The following is an 18,050-nucleotide window of genomic DNA, read 5'->3' on the forward strand; positions in this document are numbered from 1 at the left end:
CTAAATCCCGAGCCGTTCTTTGCCGCCGACGACGTCTTTGACGATATAGCGCGGCCGATGTTTGGCTTCGATGTAGATGCGGCCGACGTACTCACCGAGGATGCCGATGCCGATCAACTGCACGCCACCGAGAAACAGAATCGCGGTCATCAACGACGGGTAACCGGGGACGCTGTTGCCGAAGAAAATCTTGTCCAGCACCATGTACACCGCGTAGAGCACCGCGAAGATCGAAATACCGCCACCGACGTAAGTCCATAAGCGCAACGGCACCGTACTGAACGAAGTCACGCCTTCCAGCGCCAGGTTCCAAAGCTTCCAGCCATTGAACTTGCTGGTGCCTGCCACTCGCTCGGCTCGCTCGTATTCCACCACCACAGTGGTGAACCCAGCCCATGACAGCACGCCCTTCATGAACAACTGGTGCTCGGGAAGCGCGCGAATCACGTTGACCACCTTGCGATCCATCAGCCGGAAATCCCCGACGTTTTCTTCGATGCGGGTGTAAGCGATACGGTTCAGCACACGGTAGAACAGCGAAGCGCTGTGGCGTTTCAGGTAACTGTCGGCGGTGCGATCCCGGCGTTTGGCGAGCACCACATCCGCGCCTTTTTGCCATTCGCCAATCAACCGCGGGATGACGCTGATCGGGTCCTGCAGATCCACGTCCATGGGAATCACTGCATCGCCGGTGGCATATTCCAGGCCGGCGAACAACGCCGGTTCCTTGCCAAAGTTGCGTGAGAAGTTGATCAGCAATACCTGATCATCGGCCTGCGCCAGGGCCTTGGCCTCCTCAGCCGTGCGGTCGGAACTGCCATCGTTGATGAACACGATTTCGACCTCGGCCTGGTCAAGCCTCAACTCGCGACGCACGGCCTGATAAAACAGGTTGATCGCCTGTTCTTCATTGAATACCGGAACGATCAACGAGACTTTCATGCGTTACGCTCGCGAAAGACCACGTACTTTGAAAACAGAAAGCCCAGCACCAGGCTCAGTGCCGAAAAGATAGCCACCGTCAGCAGGCCGTGAAGTCTCCACACGTCGCCTGCATGGCCGACGCCCAGGCTCAGCGCCCCCATGGCTCCCAAGAATAGAAGATAACCGCCGACTGACGCCTTGGCATCGAAGGTGTACAGCGCGTTCATATAGAAGGAAAACGAAGCGGCAACGCAGAAGGCAGCCAGGTTACTGACAGCCTGACTGAAGCCGGCACCCACGCTCAGCAGGAAAAAAATTTGCCAGTGGATCAGTGTGTTGGCGACCCCGACCACCGTGTAGCTGGAAAATCCTTTCCACAAGAGCCTCATGCTGACCCTCCTGTTTCACCTCATAAAACTTTGAACCTATCTACTGTCAGAAATCACAGGTCTGACGACCTTTCAGACCAGCGGTCAGGGCTTGCCTCAACGCCAGGAGACATCCCGTAATACCCCGGTTTTGCATTTACCAGCGAATCACGCCACCCTGCGCGCCGCCAATGTGATGTGCGGCGCGCAACCTGGCGCCGTCGGCTACTCCTTACCTCAACACCCGTTCACGAGCCCGCCGTCATGACGTTTGAGCGCGATCACCGAATCGACTTTTTTCGCGGCCTGGCGCTGATCTTCATTTTTTGGGATCACGTGCCTCACAACCCCCTTGGCCAAATCACCTTGCGCAACGTCGGTTTCAGCGATGCCGCAGAAATATTCGTATTTCTCGCCGGCTACGCGGCCGTGCTGGCCTACGGCAAAGTCCTTGCGAGCGATGGTTACCTGATCGCCTGCGTGAAGATTCTGCGGCGCGCCTGGGTGCTCTACGTGGTGCATATTTTCCTGCTGGCCATGCTGATGGGCATCGTGTTCTTCGCCAACAGTCATGTGGAAACCCGCGATCTGGTGGAGGAAATGGGCCTGCATCACTTCATCACCAACCCCCAGCAAGCGTTGACGGATGAGTTACTGCTGCGCTTCAAGCCGAACCTGATGGACCCGCTGCCGCTGTACATCGTGCTGCTGGCGGGATTGCCACTGGTCCTGCCGTTGCTGGTGCGCAAGCCGTTGGCGGTCGTAGCGGTGTCATTGGCGGTGTACCTGCTGGCACCGCGGTTTGGCTGGAACCTTGCGGCAATCAAAGACGGTGTGTGGTACTTCAACCCCGTCACCTGGCAATTGCTGTTTGTCCTCGGCGGCTTTATGGCGATTCACGGGCAGCGGCCACGGTTGCCCGACACTCGCACGCTGTTGCGCCAGCCCTTGTTTGTCAGCGCGGCGGTGTACGTGGTGGTGACCGGCGTGATTACTGTCTCCTGGCGCTGGCCGCAAATACACGATGCCGTGATGCCAGCCAGCCTGAGTAACCTGCTGTACCCGATCAGCAAGACCGATCTGTCGCCGGTCCGTCTGCTGCACTTCCTGGCGCTGGCCTATGTCACCGCCAGGCTCTTGCCCGGCAGTAGCTGGACGCAAAACTGGCTGGCGCAGCAATGCTGCCGCATGGGGCGCTACTCACTGGAAGTTTTCTGCCTCGGCGTGCTGTTGGCGCCCTTGGCGGACATGCTCAACGCCCTGACCGACGATGCGTTTGCCATGCAGGTTTTCACAGCGTTGGTGGGTGCCGGGGTAATGGCGTTACTGGGGGCGTGGCTGGATTTCAATAAACGCCTGAATCGATCAGTGCAGACCGCCACAGCCTGAAATGAAAAAGCCCCGGGCCAAACGGACCGGGGCTTTTTCATTTCAGGTGTTACGCCTTACGAAGCCGAACTCACCGCACCCTGCGACACATTGGTCGGTTGCAGCTTGAACACGTAGAACAACACCGTCAGCAGGACCAGGAACGCCGGGCCCACATAGAGCGCCACGCGAGTGTCCGGGAAGTACGCCATCAGGCCGACCACCAGCACCAAAAACGCCAGTGCCAGATACGAGCTGACCGGGTACAACCACATCTTGTATTTCAGGCCGGCACGTTCGCTGGCGCTCAGGCCTTTGCGGAACTTGAGCTGGGCCAGCAGGATCATCACCCAGGTCCAGATCGCGCCGAAGGTGGCAATCGCCGTGACCCAGACGAAGACTTTCTCAGGCACCAGGTAGTTGAGCAGCACACCCAGCAACAAGGCACCGATCGACAGCAGCAAGGCGCGACGCGGCACGCCGTTATTCGAGGTCTTGGCAAAGCCGGCCGGGGCCTGGCCGTTCTGCGCCAGGCTGTACAACATGCGCCCGGTGCTGAAGATGCCGCCGTTGCAGGACGACAGTGCCGCGGTGATCACCACGAAGTTGATGATGCCAGCGGCGGTCTTGATGCCCAGGCGCTCGAAGGTCATCACGAACGGGCTGCCCTGGGTGCCGATTTCGTTCCACGGGTAGATCGACAGGATCACGAACAGCGCGCCGACGTAGAACAGCAGAATCCGCCAGAACACCGAGCCGATCGCATTGGGAATGGTCTTCTGCGGGTTCTTCGCTTCACCGGCGGTCAGGCCGATCATCTCGACGCCGAGGTAGGCGAACATCACCATTTGCAGGGACATCAACACGCCTTGCACGCCGTTGGGCATGAAGCCGCCGTGTGCCCAGAGATTGGAAATCCCCAGCGCCACGCCGTCGTTGCCGAAGCCGAATGCGATCACGCCGATGCCGCCGACGACCATCGCAACGATGGTCACGATCTTGATCAGGGCGAACCAGAACTCGAACTCACCGAAGGCTTTCACCGCGATCAGGTTGATCGAGCCCATGCTGATCAACGCGGCGAGTGCCCAGATCCAGCGCGGCACATCGGGGAACCAGACGCCCATGTACACCGCCACCGCGGTGATTTCCGCAACGCAGGTCACCAGCCACAGGAACCAGTAATTCCAACCGGTCAGGAAGCCCGCCAATGGGCCGAGGTAGTCTTGAGCATACCGACTGAAGGAGCCGGCGACCGGGTTGTGCACCGCCATCTCGCCGAGGGCGCGCATGATCACCAGGATCGCCAGACCGCCGATGATGTAAGAAAGCATGATTGCCGGACCGGCCATTTCGATGGCCTTGGCCGAACCGAGGAACAGACCGACGCCGATACAGGCACCGAGCGCCATCAAGCGAATATGCCGTTCGCCGAGTTCGCGTTTGAGCGGGCCGCCTTGAGCGGTCTCGCCATTGGGCAGGTGATTGCCTGGCATAGGGGTACAACCTCGTCTTGTTATTGGATATGACCACCGAGTGTCGAAGCGCTGACCGGTAAGCCAATGCTTTTCTGAACCCGGGCTTGCTTCGTGGGCAAACCCGTCTTGTAGGACAAAACCTGCAAGATCAGCGGGGCGTGCAGTATAAAAAGCTTCCTACAGGTTTTTTCACTCTATAAACCACAACATTCAGCGAGAACTCTCGGGAAAAGCCGGGTTTACGGAGGGGCATTACCTGCCTAAAGCAGGATTATTCGCCAATGAAACGGCGCGGAGCATTGCACGGTAATGGTGCATCGTCATGTCCACAACTTAGGCGGCATTTACGCTCCGATGGCTCTAATCCAAGTATCTCTGGCATACACACTGCCGCCCCTTGTAGCAGCTGCCGAAGGCTGCGTTCGGCAGCTACTACAGGGTCCGACTTGGATCCGGAAAAAACCGGGAGAACCCTGTTCACAATTTTTTCACCAAGGCCAACCACCGTCTAAGCTTCATTCAAGTCCTCTCAATCTGCATGAATGGATCAGTCGACTATGGGCGCTTTATGGCAAACCGATTCGAGAAAAAATGTGGTTCCGACTGAACGTGTGGATGAAGCGCCTTTACCTGAAAATCCCCCTCGCAGTCGCACGAAGCACGGTTGGGGGGCGTTCTGGTTGTTGTTGCTGATAATTCTGATTGTCCTGGGGCTGGCCGCGGCCAAGGAAATGCGCACATCGAAGTTTCAATCCCGGGAACTCAGCCAATTCGCCGCCACCCTGAGCTACGAGCTGAAACCCGGTCCCAGCGATGCCATTCACTATCCCGGCGCCGGTCCTTTCGACTTGCGTCTGGGCTACAGCTCTCTGGATGAATTCCTGCCGCGTCTGATCAAGCGTGACTACGTTGTGGCGGCACAGACCCGGTTTTCCCAAAAATTGATGGACTACACCGACAAGGGCTTTTTCGTGCCCTACGCGGAGAAAATCCAGGCTGGATTGTCGATCACCGATTGCCGTGGTGCACCGCTTTACCAGTACAAATACCCACAACAACTGTATTCAAGCTTTGCGGCGATCCCCCCCGTGGTGGTCAACAGTTTGCTGTTCGTTGAAAACCGCTTTCTGCTCGATCCCCGTCAGCCCCGGGCCAACCCTGCCGTGGATTGGCCTCGGTTCGGCATGGCGGCGTGGTCCCAGGTCGCCAAGTTGTTGCACCTGCCGGGCCAGTCGGCGGGCGGCAGTACCCTGGCAACGCAACTTGAGAAGTACCGGCATTCGCCCGATGGCCTGACTGTGTCGGGCGCGGAAAAAATCCGTCAGATGATTTCTGCCAGTGTGCGCGCCTATCAGGCCGGACCGGAGACCCTCGAAGCCCGGCAGAACGTGATTCGCGATTACCTCAACAGCGTGCCCCTGTCGGCAGTACCGGGCCACGGTGAAGTGCATGGCATGGCCGAAGGTTTGCGCGTCTGGTACGGCGCCGATTTCAACCAGGCCAACGAGCGGCTGGCCAGCAAGGAGACAGATCCGAAAAGCATGTCGGAAAAAGGTCTGGCCCTGCGTGAGATGCTGTCTTTGATGATTGCCCAGCGCCGTCCTTCCCACTACCTGACCAAGGGCCACGATGAACTTTCCGAACTCACCGACAGCCACATTCGTCTGCTGGCACTCAATAGCGTGATCGATGCGCCACTCGCGGCAGCGGCATTGGCCAGCAAAGTGACCTATCGCGACTGGCAGACACAGCCAACCATTCAGCCGATCGAAACCAACAAGGGCATCAGCGTGGCGCGCAGTCGTCTGGGCGGGTTGCTCAACCGTCCGCTGTACGACCTCGATCGCCTTGATCTTTCCGCCACCAGCACCCTGCAAGGCGAGTTGCAAACCCGGGCTACCGAGTACCTGAAGCATCTGGCCGACCCTGTGTTTGCGGCGCAGATCGGCTTGATGGGCGAACGCCTGCTGACCCCCACCAGTACCGCCCAAGTACGCTACAGCTTCACGCTGTTCGAACTGACCCCGGACGGCTCGCGGGTGCGGGTGCAGACCGACAGCACCGACCAGCCGTTCGATATCAATGAAGGCAGCAAGCTGGAACTGGGCTCCACCGCCAAGATGCGTGTGCTGACCACCTATTTGCAGATCATCGCCGAGCTGCACGATAAGTACGCAACGATGACCGTCCCGGAACTGAAGAAGGTCGACGTCCCTGATCAGGACCGCCTGAGTCGCTGGGCCGTCGATTACCTGATCCAGAACAAAGACCGCAACTTGCCGAGCATGCTGGGCGCTGCGCTGGATCGCAAGTACTCCGCCAGCCCAGGGGAAGCTTTTTTCACCGGTGGCGGACTGCATGTCTTCCATAACTTCCGCAAGGAAGACAACGGCCGCATGCCGACCCTGCGTGATGCGATACGTGAGTCGATCAACCTGCCGTTCATTCGGCTGATGCGTGACCTGGTGCGTTACACCACGTACTCAGGCCCCAACAGCAGCGCCGAATTGCTCAAGGACGACCGCGACCCTCGGCGTCAGGAATACCTGGCCTCTTTTGCCGACCGCGAAGGCACGTCGTTCCTGCTGAAGTTCTGGAAGAAGTACAAGAACAAGGACACCCAGGCGCGGCTCGAAACCTTCCTCGACAGCATGCGCCCAACACCGATTCGCATGGCCGCGGTGCATCGTTATCTGTTGCCACAGGCCAGTCAGGAAAGCTTCAACATGTTCGTGCGCTCGCACCTCAACGGCGCCAAGCTCACCGAGAAACTGACCGACGAACGTCTTCAGCGGCTCTATGAAAATTACGGCCCTGGCGCCTACGACTTGCCGGACCAGGGCTTCATCGCCAAGGTTCACCCGCTGGATCTTTGGCTGATGAGCTACCTGCTAAACAACCCTGACGCCAAGTTCAGCCAGATTGTCAAAGCCAGCCAGTTCGAACGCCAGGAAGTCTACAGCTGGCTGTTCAAAAGCCGTCACAAGGGTGCCCGCGACAGCCGCATTCGCACCATGCTGGAGATCGAGGCGTTCCTCGACATTCACCAGCGCTGGCAGAAAGTCGGCTATCCGTTCGATCACCTGGTGCCGTCGCTGGCCACCGCCATCGGCAGTTCCGGCGACCGTCCGGCAGCTTTGGCGGAGCTGATCGGTACCATCCTCAACGACGGCGTGCGCATGCCGACACTGCGCATCGACAGCCTGCACTTCGCGGCAAATACGCCGTATGAAACCAAGCTGATCAATAACCCGGATGTCGGCAAGCGAGTCATGCCCTCCGAGGTCGCCACGGCCATGCGCGAAGCCTTGTCGCAAGTGGTCGATGCCGGTACGGCCAAACGTGTTTCTGGCAGTTTCATTACGCCGGATGGCAAACCGTTGGCCATGGGCGGCAAAACCGGTACGGGCGATAACCGCATCGAAGCCTTCGGTTCGGGTGGGCGAATTCTGAGTTCGAAATCCATTAACCGCACCGCGACCTTCGTGTTCTACATCGGCGATCGTCACTTCGGCACGATGACTGCGTTCGTGCCCGGGCAATCGGCCGAAACATTCAAGTTCACCTCGGCCTTGCCAGTGCAAGTGCTCAAGGGGATGGCGCCGATTCTGACGCCGTACCTGCAACCGGGTAGCAGTGTCGCGTGTCAGCCCGTTCCGACATCGCGACTGTGAGACTGTTTCAGCTCACTCCCCCGGCGCCCTGGCGCTGAACAACAACAGTACGTTGCCGCTGTAATCCCCCGCGCGGTATCCTCCGGACGGCATCACCGGAGCGATTTCCAGCAACACCCGCTTGCCTGCCGCCGCGTCAGCCGCCGACACTACCAGCCGTGGAGAAAGGTCCGGGCTCAACTCCACCCCGTTGAAACTGACCCGCAATACAATGTCGTCAGCCGGCCTGCCGTTCGACAGGTAGGGGGCGGCCTCCAGGCGCGCTTCAATGGCGCTGGTGTCATGCCGCACATCGAAGTGCTTGCGTACGCTGCTCAGGGTCGATGTCGAGGCGTTCCAGATCAACCGCTGGGGCCGGTGAATCCAGTCCGGTTCGGCCGGGATCAGGTAGAACGAGCGCGTCGGGATGCTCACGGACACCTCGAAGGTGTGCTCTTCCCTGGCCGCCCATGTCAAAGAGCCCATCAGTGCGGTCATTGCCGTCAGCGCGACGGCGGCGCATTGCTTGATCATGTTCAATACCCGTTGTGTCGATGGAAAGCCGGCCTATCGGCTGGCAATCTTCAGGACTTTTTTACTGTTGCCTTCGATCAGGTTGAAACGGTATTCACGCCCCTTTTCCTTGTCGAAGCCAAATGCCTTGCCGGCCATGACGTGGTGTTTGGTGGTCGCGCCACAGTCACTCTCGTTACTCAATGAGCAGCTTTTGAATTCATCGACGATCACCACGGTGTTGCCATTATTTTTCAACTCGTAGCGGCTGGCAGTGTCATTGACGGCGGTCTCGAAGCGAGCATCTTTGGGGCGCACGAAAAAGACTGTGCCGAACCCGGTCATCACGTTGACCCCGGCCGACAGGTTCTGTTTGTAGTCTTCGCGCTCTTCGCTTGAGACGGCGAATTCATCTTCCTTCTCCGGCACCACTGGCAAGAAACGCACACGGAAGTAGCGCTCGCGGTCTCGTTCGCCCATGTACAACAGACGCGTGCCCTGCATGCCCTGGGCCGGCACGATCAGCCGCGCCGGGCTGGCCATCAAGCCGTTGCGCGAGGCACCGTCCACCGCAGCCTCGACCGGAATTTCCTTGGGCGCGCCATCGTCGTCGTAGACGATTTCCAGCACGTTGACCTTGACAAAAGCAGTGGCATCGCCGCTGTTGAATACCCGTTTGAGGTAGGTACTTTTATCCGCATCCAGATAGTCATACACGGTGCCGACATTGATCTGCGGACCGGCGTTGGCCGTCCCGCAAAACACACTGAGCACCCACAGCAAAAACACACGGTTCATCGTCTTTAATCCCATAAGAAAAAAGTGGCCAGGCTCGAACGATCAAACTTCCGAGTCCCAGATAATGGTGATGTTGCCGCTGAGCGTGTCGCTAACGCCGGGCCGCAGCAGAAAATCGATGGAGTCCTGGGGCATCTCGAAACGTAGCGAGCCGGCCTTGCGATTCACATAAATCCCTGGCTGAAAGACTGATGACCAGGTGTTGTAACTCAGCTTGTGAAGCCTGACCGGTCCGCCGCCCGGCCCGATGATTCCGTCGGGCAAGGTGAGGTAGGTTTCCACTTCGGTGGTATTGCCTTTGGGGCTGAACAGCTTGCAGCGGGGGCCGCCGGTCGAGTTGCATAGCATCAATACTTTGAAGCGCGACGACGCCGATAGATAAAACAGCTGGTCGCGATAGATCTTGCTCGGTCTGCGACCACCTTCAATCCAGCGTTGCCACCCGCCCTCGGGTTCCAGCGAAACTTTGTTGCCGCCCGGTGGCAGGTCAACCTTCAGGGTGTGCTGTACGTCGAGGACGAAATCCAGGGTCAGGTTGGCGTCGTCCGGTTGCATCACTGGCCCCAGATCGAAATCGGCGCCGGGGCCCAGGGTGTAGGGAATCGAGCCCGTGTACAGCCCGCTCGACATGCCCAAAGGATTGGGGGTGCGCAGTTCATAGGCGATATCGAGGGTGTCAAAGTATATGGAGGGAATGAAGTAAGCGGCCACCTTGACGCAAGATGCTTCCACGGGCGTTTTCCAGAAAAACCGATAATTCGTGGGGTTGTAAATCCCCACACCGCTGTATTGACAGGGTGCCGGTGCGTAGACCCAACTGCTGCTGGTCCATAGCTTTTGATGACCTTCGAGTATGTCGGTCACCCCCACCAGATTGGCCGCTGAATCGCTCAAAATGAACCTGGAGCCAACACCGGTGATGCGCACTTCAACAGTCTCCGTTTCACGGGTCTCGGCATTGGTCACCGTCAGCTGTCGCCAGTTGGCCGGCACCTTCAAGGGGATACCTTCGCCGGCCCCGATGAAACGGCTGGCGTTGAACCGGATCGGCAGCTGAATACTGAACATATTGTTGCTAGTGCATTCACCCGGATAGCTCGCGCAGTAACCACTGTTCGGTGTTTTGTTAAGAAATATATTTTTTTGTGGCTGAGAAGGATCCGGCTGAAACAACGCTCTGATTTCCTGATTCGCCGCCTCAGCCGAAGGCACCGCCAATGCCATTAACAATCCCAGATAACAGGTAGATTTCTTCATATATTCACCCCGCCTTTTGCTCGTTAGAGGCGACGTCCGCCAGGGTGTCCGGCGTGCAGCGCAGATCACCGATCATCAACACATCGTTTTCACTGCGGTGACGGCTCGCATCGAGGCGGAACTGACACAGCAGCTGATTGCCCTGGCGCACTTCAAGCGTCGGCGAGCCGGCGTTCATTTCCATCGAGAAGAACCCGTCAACTTCCGTCACCCCGCGGCTGGCGTGGTTGATCACGTGATGGCCCTTGAGCGGCCGACCCTGTTCATCGACCAGTCGCCCGAGCACCGTCATGGTTCTCATCACCCGAACCTTGCGGTACTCCACCCCGCCCTTGTTCAGGTGATAGCGCGTGCGCGGCGGTTCGATGGTCGCTGCCGGCACGTGATTGCCTTCAAAATCGAAGCTCACCGAACTGTTCTGATACGCGGTAATCGGGATGAAATTGCGTCCCGGCTTCAACGCCGCGCCGCCGCCGCTGTAATCGTCGGCGCGCAGGGTGATGTCGTCGATGTCTGATTCCACGTCGACAATCATTCCCGCGCCACGCATTTCGTAATGGCTGGTCATGAGCATTTGCTCGCCACCGACGACAAGGGTGCTGTCCAGGTTAAGACCGCCGGTGAAGTTGCCGTTGAAGGACGACCGCTGGACGAAACCGTCGCCATTGACTGCATCGGTACGAAAGTTGGCAAGGCTCGACACACCCACGCCGTAGGTGTCAGTGAGTGCAGTCACCGAGACGTTTTGCAGCACGTGATCTTTGAAATCCTGGCGCCAGCCGAGGGAAGCATTGTTGTCGCGGCTGCCGTCACGGGCCGTGCGCGAACCGATGCTGCCGGTGATCTGCTGGCCCGGCGCGCCCAAGGCCAGGTTAAGGCTCAGGTCGATCCCGCGGTTGCGTGCGTCGCCACTGCTGAAACTGCCGGGGCGATCAAATAACGACAGACGCCAACTCGCATCGCTGCCGAACAACGTAGCGCGCTGGGTCCAACCCAGATCCATACCGATGCCATCGATGTTGCCCTCGCTGTGGGACACCCGTCCGCTGATCGAGCTTTTACTGCTGACCCGATGGTTGATCGCCAGGGATGAATTGCTGGTTTCGCCAACGAACACATTCCGTTGGCGCACCCGTGTACCGTCTGGCAGGGTTTCGTACAGGTTGGTGGTGTCCAGCCAGCTGCGGTTGTGGCTGATCACCAGGCTACCGGAGCCATAGTTGTAAAGACTTTGCAGGTCGAGACCGGTGCCATGATCCTGGGTCTGATACACGTTGGCATACAGGCTGATGTGATTGGCCAGGGTCCAGTCGATGGAACTGCCGTATTGCAGTTTTTCGCGAATCTGCCGCGCCGATAGCCCGAGAATGACTCGTGGGTGCATCAGGTAATTGACCGAGGCCCCTGCCGTGGGACTGCCGCTGGACTGCTGGTCCCAGTTACTGAGCAGTTTGCTTTCTTCACTGGCAAACAGGTTGTAGCGCCAGCGTTCGTCGAGGTTGCGCCAGTTGCTGGGTTTGTACACCAGCTCCTGGGTAGTGGAGGTGATCTGGCCATCTTCGATCAGGCGCACTTCCACTTCGTAGATCCCGCCTGGCAGCGGCCGGGTATCGAGGGTTTGCAATCCCGCGGGCACTGACTGTGTGTTGATCAACAGACCATCGCGATAGATCTCCACCGACCCTTGGCGATTGGCCGTGACGTAGATCGGATAGACGCTGGGCATCGGGCTGTTGATCGCCAGGCTGTCAGAGCTGCCGAACATGACGCCGACAGCGGTATCGGGGCTCGTGCCAAACGTACGAGGTTGGCGGGTCAACCCTTCGGAACTTGGGGTGAAATAGCCCAGGCGCAGGAAACTGCCCTGCAGTTCGCGCTGGGTGTAGAGCTCGTGAACCGCGTGATAAAGCTTATCGTCGGGACCGCCGAGGCGGGCCAATTGCATGTTGAATGTCTGGCTCCAGTTGCCCAGGCTCGCGCTGGCTTCAAGGCCATAGCGCCCACCCAGATCCTGATCCTGGCCGCCATTGAGGTTGAGCTGGTTACGCACCATCAGGCCGCTACTGCCGCCGTCCGGCTGCTCGTGATAACGCTTGGCCTCCAGATCGCGCTCGGCGTTTTCGGTGAGGATCGAAACCAACGAGTTTTCCAGGTTGTAGTGCACGGCCAGCACCTGATCCGGGCATGATCCCGTGCAATTGCCCAGTGACACACCCGGCTTGAGATAACTTGCCCATTTTTCCCGTTCAGCGGGGCTGAAACGGTTTTCGCTGGTATCGGTAAATTCGAGCAGGGTGACGCGATCATCGCGAGACAACACCACCATGGCCTCTCCCAGAGGCTGTTGATCGAGCTCTACCCGGACAGCCAGAGGCACATCAAAGAAATGCTCCTCGAAATCCGCGGGAAGACCTTTGGCCTGCGCCAGGAGACTTCGCGGTGTCGTACCGGCGGAAGAAACGGGAGCCGCCGCTGCACTGGCGCAAAACAACAGCGCAAGCGCAGCCACGATGGGGGTCATCGGGAACATGAACTCTTACTCTGATTACAATCAAGTTGAAGTCCGACGGGACAAACAATGCTGTTTGCCCTGTCGGTTTGCGCGACTTTTAAAGTTAGCGCGAGCCGCCCACGGGAGGGACAGCGTCGAAGGTCATTGCCACGACACCGGTGTAGTCGCCCGGCTGGAAGGCCGTACCTACCGCACTGATTTTCAGCGGTGCGCGGAAGTTCACGTCAGACTCGGCTTCACCTACAACCATTTGCGGGGTCAAGTTGAGTTCCTTGTTATTGAGTTCCACTTTCAAAGTAATGGAATTGGCACCAGAAATCAGTCTTGGCGCGCTGTCCAGGCTGGCGTGAACCGAACCGTTGTTGTTGCGCACATCGAAGAACCCATTAACCTCGCCCATTTTGCCGGTGCTCGGCTGAAAGCTCATGTCCTGGTCCTTGTTAACCAGGTCAGGGTCAATCGGCACCACGTAGAAACCGTTAGTCGGCACGTGGGCGATGATGCTGATGGAGTGAGCAGCTTCACCGGCGGCAAATGCCCCGGAGGAACCCAGCGCCAAAATAGCCAATGGGGCAGCGATTGCGATTTTCTTGAACATTGTTAATTACCTGTTTTCTTTATGGAATCGGTTCATTGAAAGCTAAAAACTGCTTACCCGTAACAGGTCGCTTTGTTTGAACTTCCAACGCCGAAACATCTTCGCCTTCTTGTTCCGGAAAGTAAGCAGGCAACTTCCCATGAGCGCGTAGTTAAACAACCTCATGACCAGAAGGAAAAAGAAACAAAAAACTCAAATACCAAACGGTGACTGTAAGTTACAGCCTACATACAGTTTTACTAAAAAAACCATACAGCGGTTTCGCCTAGACAACAATGGACTTGCAGGATTTTTAGAACATAAGCTCAACTATTATTAGAGCAATAGCTTTAACTATTAAACAATTCCTGTATCGGCGACAAAATCAGCTTATGTGCGGTGATATTTCCTGGTGAATTGCATCATTGACCGCGCCAACCGCCCGTCGGCACCGATCAGCCCCTTGCAAAAAACGTCTTGCCCTGCGGTTAAGATATATCTTAAGTTGTATCTAAATACGGCGAGAGCAGCGAAAAATGAGAGACCATCATTCCCAACACCGCGACCATAACGACGGCCGCGACGGCTTCGAAAAACGCCCAGGCCCCGGCCGCGAACGGGGTGGCCGAGGCCCGAGGGTGTTTGCCCCGGGCGATCTGAAACTGCTGCTGCTGGCGCTGATCGCCGAGCAGCCTTGCCACGGCTATGACCTGATCCGCCAGATCGAAAGCATGTTCGACGGCGCCTACAGCCCCAGCCCCGGCGTGATCTACCCGACCCTGACCTTCCTTGAAGAAAGCGAGATGATCCTGGGCGACGCCGAGGGTGGCAAAAAACGCTACACCATCACCGACGCCGGACGTCTGTCGTTAAGCGAACAGTCGATCGCACTGGATGGTGTGCGGATGCGCATCGAAGTCAGCAAGCGCTCATTGCGCGGCCATGACCGCCCCGCCGAGATTCACGAAGCAGTGCACAACTTGCGTCATGCCTTGCAGATGCATCACGGCCGCTGGAGCCCGGAAGAAATCCTGCGGGTGCGCGACCTGCTTAACAACACCGCCAAAGCCATCGTCGATGGCCCTGTCGTTCAACCCGCTCAGGAGCAAGCCGAATGACTGAAGTGATCGTGCAAACCATCCACCGTGTCAGCCACGAGATCAAACGCCGTCGCCTGGAAGTGTTGCGGGTGGTCGACCTGACGCCGCGCATGCGCCGCATCACGCTGGGAGGACCGGAATTAGCGGGCTTCGTCAGCCTCGGCACGGACGACCACATCAAACTGTTGTTCCCTCAAAACGCGGCGGAACAAGCCGCCCTGGAAACCCTGGTGCTCGGTGCCGGTAAAGACAACGGGCCGATGCCGGCGATGCGCGACTACACACCGCGTCGTTACGACCTCGACACGCTGGAACTGGACATCGACTTCGTGCTGCACGGCGACGGCCCTGCTTCGACCTGGGCCGAGCAAGCCAAACCCGGCCAATTCCTGCACATCGGCGGGCCACGGGGCTCGATGGTTGTGCCGGACATTTTCGACAGCTACTTGCTGATCGGTGACGAAACCGCCCTGCCCGCGATCGCTCGACGGCTGGAAGGCCTGGCGGCCAATCGCCGGGCATTGGTGATTGTGGAAGTAGAGAACGGCGCCGAACAGCTGCTTCTGGAAAGCACCGCGCAGGTCAACGTGATCTGGGTCTTGCGCGAGGGCGGCAAGGACAACCTGCTGAAGACGGTGAAGCAGCTGCAAGTGCCCAGCGGCAATCTGTACGCCTGGGTGGCGACCGAGAGCAAAGTGTCGCGGCAGATACGCCGGGTGTTGCTGGATGAGCACGGGCTTAACGAGCAGTTCGTCAAAGCCGTCGGCTACTGGCGGCTGGATGACAGCGAGGAGGATTGATCCGTGCTGGCGGCGCTATCCGCGCCGCCCAAGCTGTCGGTCGACCCCCATCAATAGCAAGGCAATCACCACAAACCCTACCAGTAACCCTCCGGCATTCACGAACACCTGTGGATAACCCAGTTTGCCGACATCAATGAAAGGATAGGGATAAACCGCCAGCAGATGCCCGCGCCACAACGAATACGCGAAGTACACCACTGGATAGATCACCCACGCAGCGATATGCCGCAGTCGCAACGTGCCTTTCGGCACACAGCACCACCAATAAGCCAGAAACATCAGTGGCATGACGTCATGCATCAGCTCATCGGCCAACCATTGCCAGCCTTGCGGATGCCATAAATGGCGCAACAACACGTTGTACCCCAGGCCGACCACGGCGATGCTCACGGCAATGCCGCTACTTACCCACGGCTGCAAAAACCAGCGGCGCGCCGCCGACTCGCGGGACGTCAGCTCACACGTCAGCACGGTCGCCACCAGCGTATTGCTCAGCACGGTGAAATAGCTGAAGAAGCTGATCAGCCCGCCGAGCAGACTGGCCGCCAGCGTCCAGCGTGAGTAGAAAATCAGGTACAGCTGAATGCTCAGTCCCGCCCAGCCAAGCACTGCAGCCACGGCCACAAAACGACGCCTCGCGGCAGAACCTGGCGTCGGTGAGTTGACCATGCTCAGACCGGGCGCTTGGTGCGCATCAACTTCACGTACAAGCGCTCGACCTTCTCCCGTGCCCACGGGGTTTTGCGCAGGAATGTCAGGCTCGACTTGATACTCGGGTCACTCTTGAAGCAGCGGATATCGATGCGCTCGGCCAGCCCCGACCATTCGTAGTGCTCAACCAGCGCGTTGAGGATTTGCTCCAGCGTCACGCCGTGCAGCGGGTTGTTGTTCTGTTCGGTCATGCCGGGCCTTCGAGCGGTGAAAGAATGGGAAGCCGCGCACCTTAGCCGAGGGCTTCGTTGGGGGGAAGCGATCTGTGTGCGGTCAGATAAATGTAGGTGAAACACAAAAGATCGCAGCCTCGTTTCACTCGATGCTCCTACATTGGAATGCGTTCACCTGTAGGAGCTGTCGAGTGAAACGAGGCTGCGATCTTTTCCACTGACTGTTACCAAATCCGAAACGCTCCATGTCGTTAAAAGCGCTTTCTCTATTTGTAACAGGACATTATCCTTGCACCCGTCAAGCTGAAACGCTTCCGCTGCCCGCGACATACTGCCGCTTCAGTTCACTTCCCAGAAAAAGACCCAGAATTACTTCCCCTATGCCTTATCTTAAAACTCCGCGAGACAGCGCTGTCTGCATCGCTATTGCTCGTCGAAAAGCCCTGAACCTGATCGGCGGATTCACCGCGCTGGGCCTCGCCACTTGCACCCAGGCCGCTCCGGCCTTCGACAGCGGGTCGCCGTGGATGCTCGGCGACTGGAACGGCACGCGCACCGACCTTTCGGAAAAAGGCTACGACTTCAAAGTCGATTACACCGGCGAAATGGGCAGCAATCTGCACGGCGGCTACGACCATGACCGCACGGCTCGCTATAGCGACCAGTTCGGCCTCGGCACCCACATGGACTTGCAGAAGATTCTGGGCTGGGACGACGCCGAATTTCAGCTGACCCTCACCGAGCGCAACGGCAACAACATCAGCAACGACCGCATCAACGACCCACGGGTGGGCGGGTTCACCTCGGCTCAGGAAGTCTGGGGCCGCGGGCAGACATGGCGCCTGACGCAGATGTGGTATCAGCAGAAATTCTTCGATCAGAAGCTCGACATCAAAGTCGGCCGTTTCGGCGAAGGCGAAGACTTCAACAGCTTCCCCTGCGACTTCCAGAACCTGGCGTTCTGCGGCTCGCAAGTCGGCAACTGGGTCGGTGGCATCTGGTACAACTGGCCGGTCAGCCAGTGGGCGATGCGGGTCAAATATCACCTGACGCCGGAGCTGTACGCGCAGGTCGGCGCCTACGAGCAAAACCCGTCGAACCTTGAACGCGACAATGGCTTCAAGCTCAGCGGCAGCGGCACCCAGGGCGCGATCCTGCCGGTGGAACTGGTCTGGTCGCCTAAGCTCAATGGCCTGCCGGGCGAATACCGCGCGGGGTATTACTACAGCAACGCGAAGGCCACTGATGTCTACAAGGACAGCAACGGCCAGCCCGCCGCCCTGAGTGGCGAGGCTTACCGCAGCGCTTCGAGCAAACACGGTGTGTGGCTCGGTGTGCAGCAGCAATTGACCAGCCGCGCCAGCGATAACTCCCGCGGCCTGAGCGTGTTCGCCAACGGCACGATGCACGACAAGAAGACCAACGCCATCGACAACTATGTCCAGGCGGGCGTCGTCTACAAAGGCTTGTTCGATGCCCGTGCCCGCGACGACATCGGCTTCGCCCTGGCCCGCGTCCACGTCAACCCGGCCTATCGCAAGAACGCCGAGGCGACCAATCAGGCCCGCGCCGTGTTCGACTACAACGACCCGTCCTTCCTGCCACCGCAGGACACCGAATACAGCGCCGAACTCTATTACGGCGTGCACGTCACGAACTGGCTGACCGTGCGCCCGAACCTGCAATACATCCGCCACCCCGGTGGCGTGGACCAGGTCGATGACGCGCTGATTGGCGGTATCAAAGTGCAATCGTCCTTCTAACCCAGTTTCTTAATGAACCCTGCCCGCACCGGATCGTCATCTACAGTGAACT

Annotated in this window: 15 protein-coding genes; 5 read left to right on the forward strand and 10 right to left on the reverse strand. The window is 58.5% G+C overall.

What is annotated here, in order from left to right; all coding sequences use genetic code 11:
* Together FQ187_RS05300 and FQ187_RS05305 are read right to left on the reverse strand one after the other, a co-directional pair.
* On the reverse strand, positions 1–942 hold the full coding sequence (locus FQ187_RS05300) for a glycosyltransferase family 2 protein (RefSeq protein WP_149628678.1): 942 nt from the start codon (positions 940–942) through the stop codon (positions 1–3).
* Complete coding sequence (locus FQ187_RS05305; protein WP_149628679.1) at positions 939–1,313, reverse strand: GtrA family protein; 375 nt, start codon at positions 1,311–1,313, stop codon at positions 939–941. The genes FQ187_RS05300 and FQ187_RS05305 overlap by 4 nt, the downstream gene beginning before the upstream one ends.
* A gap of 243 nt (positions 1,314–1,556) precedes the next feature.
* On the opposite strand from FQ187_RS05305, the gene FQ187_RS05310 reads away from it, so the two are divergent.
* Positions 1,557–2,681, forward strand: a complete 1,125-nt coding sequence (locus FQ187_RS05310; protein ID WP_149628680.1) for an OpgC family protein — start codon at positions 1,557–1,559, stop codon at positions 2,679–2,681.
* A 56-nt stretch (positions 2,682–2,737) separates the two neighbouring features.
* Here FQ187_RS05310 and FQ187_RS05315 read toward each other — a convergent pair whose 3' ends face one another.
* Complete coding sequence (locus FQ187_RS05315) at positions 2,738–4,156, reverse strand: amino acid permease (protein ID WP_149628681.1); 1,419 nt, start codon at positions 4,154–4,156, stop codon at positions 2,738–2,740.
* Positions 4,157–4,695: 539 nt separating this feature from the next.
* On the opposite strand from FQ187_RS05315, the gene FQ187_RS05320 reads away from it, so the two are divergent.
* Positions 4,696–7,812: a transglycosylase domain-containing protein gene (locus tag FQ187_RS05320; protein WP_149628682.1), complete on the forward strand. Its 3,117-nt coding sequence runs from the start codon at positions 4,696–4,698 to the stop codon at positions 7,810–7,812.
* Positions 7,813–7,824: 12 nt separating this feature from the next.
* Here FQ187_RS05320 and FQ187_RS05325 read toward each other — a convergent pair whose 3' ends face one another.
* From FQ187_RS05325 to FQ187_RS05345, 5 genes are all read right to left on the reverse strand, one after another.
* Complete coding sequence (locus tag FQ187_RS05325; RefSeq protein ID WP_149628683.1) at positions 7,825–8,325, reverse strand: CS1 type fimbrial major subunit; 501 nt, start codon at positions 8,323–8,325, stop codon at positions 7,825–7,827.
* 33 nt (positions 8,326–8,358) lie between these two features.
* Positions 8,359–9,102, reverse strand: coding sequence for a molecular chaperone (locus FQ187_RS05330; RefSeq protein ID WP_149628684.1), 744 nt, complete (start codon positions 9,100–9,102; stop codon positions 8,359–8,361).
* A gap of 42 nt (positions 9,103–9,144) precedes the next feature.
* Positions 9,145–10,359, reverse strand: a complete 1,215-nt coding sequence (locus FQ187_RS05335) for a hypothetical protein (RefSeq protein ID WP_149628685.1) — start codon at positions 10,357–10,359, stop codon at positions 9,145–9,147.
* Between the two features lie 4 nt (positions 10,360–10,363).
* Complete coding sequence (locus FQ187_RS05340; RefSeq protein ID WP_149628686.1) at positions 10,364–12,889, reverse strand: CS1-pili formation C-terminal domain-containing protein; 2,526 nt, start codon at positions 12,887–12,889, stop codon at positions 10,364–10,366.
* An 85-nt stretch (positions 12,890–12,974) separates the two neighbouring features.
* Entirely contained in the window at positions 12,975–13,469 is a 495-nt protein-coding gene (locus FQ187_RS05345; protein WP_149628687.1) for a CS1 type fimbrial major subunit, read from the reverse strand.
* 515 nt (positions 13,470–13,984) lie between these two features.
* Between FQ187_RS05345 and FQ187_RS05350 the strand changes: the two genes are divergently transcribed.
* Together FQ187_RS05350 and FQ187_RS05355 are read left to right on the forward strand one after the other, a co-directional pair.
* Positions 13,985–14,566 carry a PadR family transcriptional regulator gene (locus tag FQ187_RS05350; protein WP_149628688.1) on the forward strand — a complete coding sequence of 194 codons (582 nt, stop codon included), beginning with the start codon at positions 13,985–13,987 and terminating at the stop codon, positions 14,564–14,566.
* Positions 14,563–15,348: a siderophore-interacting protein gene (locus FQ187_RS05355; RefSeq protein WP_149628689.1), complete on the forward strand. Its 786-nt coding sequence runs from the start codon at positions 14,563–14,565 to the stop codon at positions 15,346–15,348. The genes FQ187_RS05350 and FQ187_RS05355 overlap by 4 nt, the downstream gene beginning before the upstream one ends.
* 15 nt (positions 15,349–15,363) lie before the next feature.
* Here FQ187_RS05355 and FQ187_RS05360 read toward each other — a convergent pair whose 3' ends face one another.
* A complete protein-coding gene (locus FQ187_RS05360; RefSeq protein ID WP_149628690.1) occupies positions 15,364–16,020 on the reverse strand; it encodes a Pr6Pr family membrane protein in 657 nt (218 codons plus the stop codon).
* A 2-nt stretch (positions 16,021–16,022) separates the two neighbouring features.
* Complete coding sequence (locus FQ187_RS05365; protein WP_007944895.1) at positions 16,023–16,253, reverse strand: VF530 family DNA-binding protein; 231 nt, start codon at positions 16,251–16,253, stop codon at positions 16,023–16,025.
* A 362-nt stretch (positions 16,254–16,615) separates the two neighbouring features.
* Here FQ187_RS05365 and FQ187_RS05370 point away from each other — a divergent pair, with 362 nt between their 5' ends.
* Positions 16,616–17,998 (forward strand): carbohydrate porin, encoded by a 1,383-nt coding sequence (locus FQ187_RS05370; protein ID WP_178122676.1) that lies wholly within the window; start codon positions 16,616–16,618, stop codon positions 17,996–17,998.
* Positions 17,999–18,050: the final 52 nt, after the last annotated feature.

The sequence above is a fragment of the Pseudomonas sp. ANT_J28 genome, from assembly GCF_008370005.1.
Classification (GTDB): Bacteria; Pseudomonadota; Gammaproteobacteria; order Pseudomonadales; family Pseudomonadaceae; genus Aquipseudomonas; species Aquipseudomonas frigoris.

Coding starts and splice junctions, on each gene's coding strand:
- FQ187_RS05370 (WP_178122676.1), top strand. CDS start 16,616: ATGCCTTATCTTAAAACTCCGCGAGACAGCGCTGTCTGCATCGCTATT.
- FQ187_RS05365 (WP_007944895.1), bottom strand. CDS start 16,253: ATGACCGAACAGAACAACAACCCGCTGCACGGCGTGACGCTGGAGCAA.
- FQ187_RS05360 (WP_149628690.1), bottom strand. CDS start 16,020: ATGGTCAACTCACCGACGCCAGGTTCTGCCGCGAGGCGTCGTTTTGTG.
- FQ187_RS05350 (WP_149628688.1), top strand. CDS start 13,985: ATGAGAGACCATCATTCCCAACACCGCGACCATAACGACGGCCGCGAC.
- FQ187_RS05345 (WP_149628687.1), bottom strand. CDS start 13,469: ATGTTCAAGAAAATCGCAATCGCTGCCCCATTGGCTATTTTGGCGCTG.
- FQ187_RS05335 (WP_149628685.1), bottom strand. CDS start 10,359: ATGAAGAAATCTACCTGTTATCTGGGATTGTTAATGGCATTGGCGGTG.
- FQ187_RS05355 (WP_149628689.1), top strand. CDS start 14,563: ATGACTGAAGTGATCGTGCAAACCATCCACCGTGTCAGCCACGAGATC.
- FQ187_RS05310 (WP_149628680.1), top strand. CDS start 1,557: ATGACGTTTGAGCGCGATCACCGAATCGACTTTTTTCGCGGCCTGGCG.
- FQ187_RS05315 (WP_149628681.1), bottom strand. CDS start 4,156: ATGCCAGGCAATCACCTGCCCAATGGCGAGACCGCTCAAGGCGGCCCG.
- FQ187_RS05340 (WP_149628686.1), bottom strand. CDS start 12,889: ATGTTCCCGATGACCCCCATCGTGGCTGCGCTTGCGCTGTTGTTTTGC.
- FQ187_RS05305 (WP_149628679.1), bottom strand. CDS start 1,313: ATGAGGCTCTTGTGGAAAGGATTTTCCAGCTACACGGTGGTCGGGGTC.
- FQ187_RS05330 (WP_149628684.1), bottom strand. CDS start 9,102: ATGAACCGTGTGTTTTTGCTGTGGGTGCTCAGTGTGTTTTGCGGGACG.
- FQ187_RS05320 (WP_149628682.1), top strand. CDS start 4,696: ATGGGCGCTTTATGGCAAACCGATTCGAGAAAAAATGTGGTTCCGACT.
- FQ187_RS05300 (WP_149628678.1), bottom strand. CDS start 942: ATGAAAGTCTCGTTGATCGTTCCGGTATTCAATGAAGAACAGGCGATC.
- FQ187_RS05325 (WP_149628683.1), bottom strand. CDS start 8,325: ATGATCAAGCAATGCGCCGCCGTCGCGCTGACGGCAATGACCGCACTG.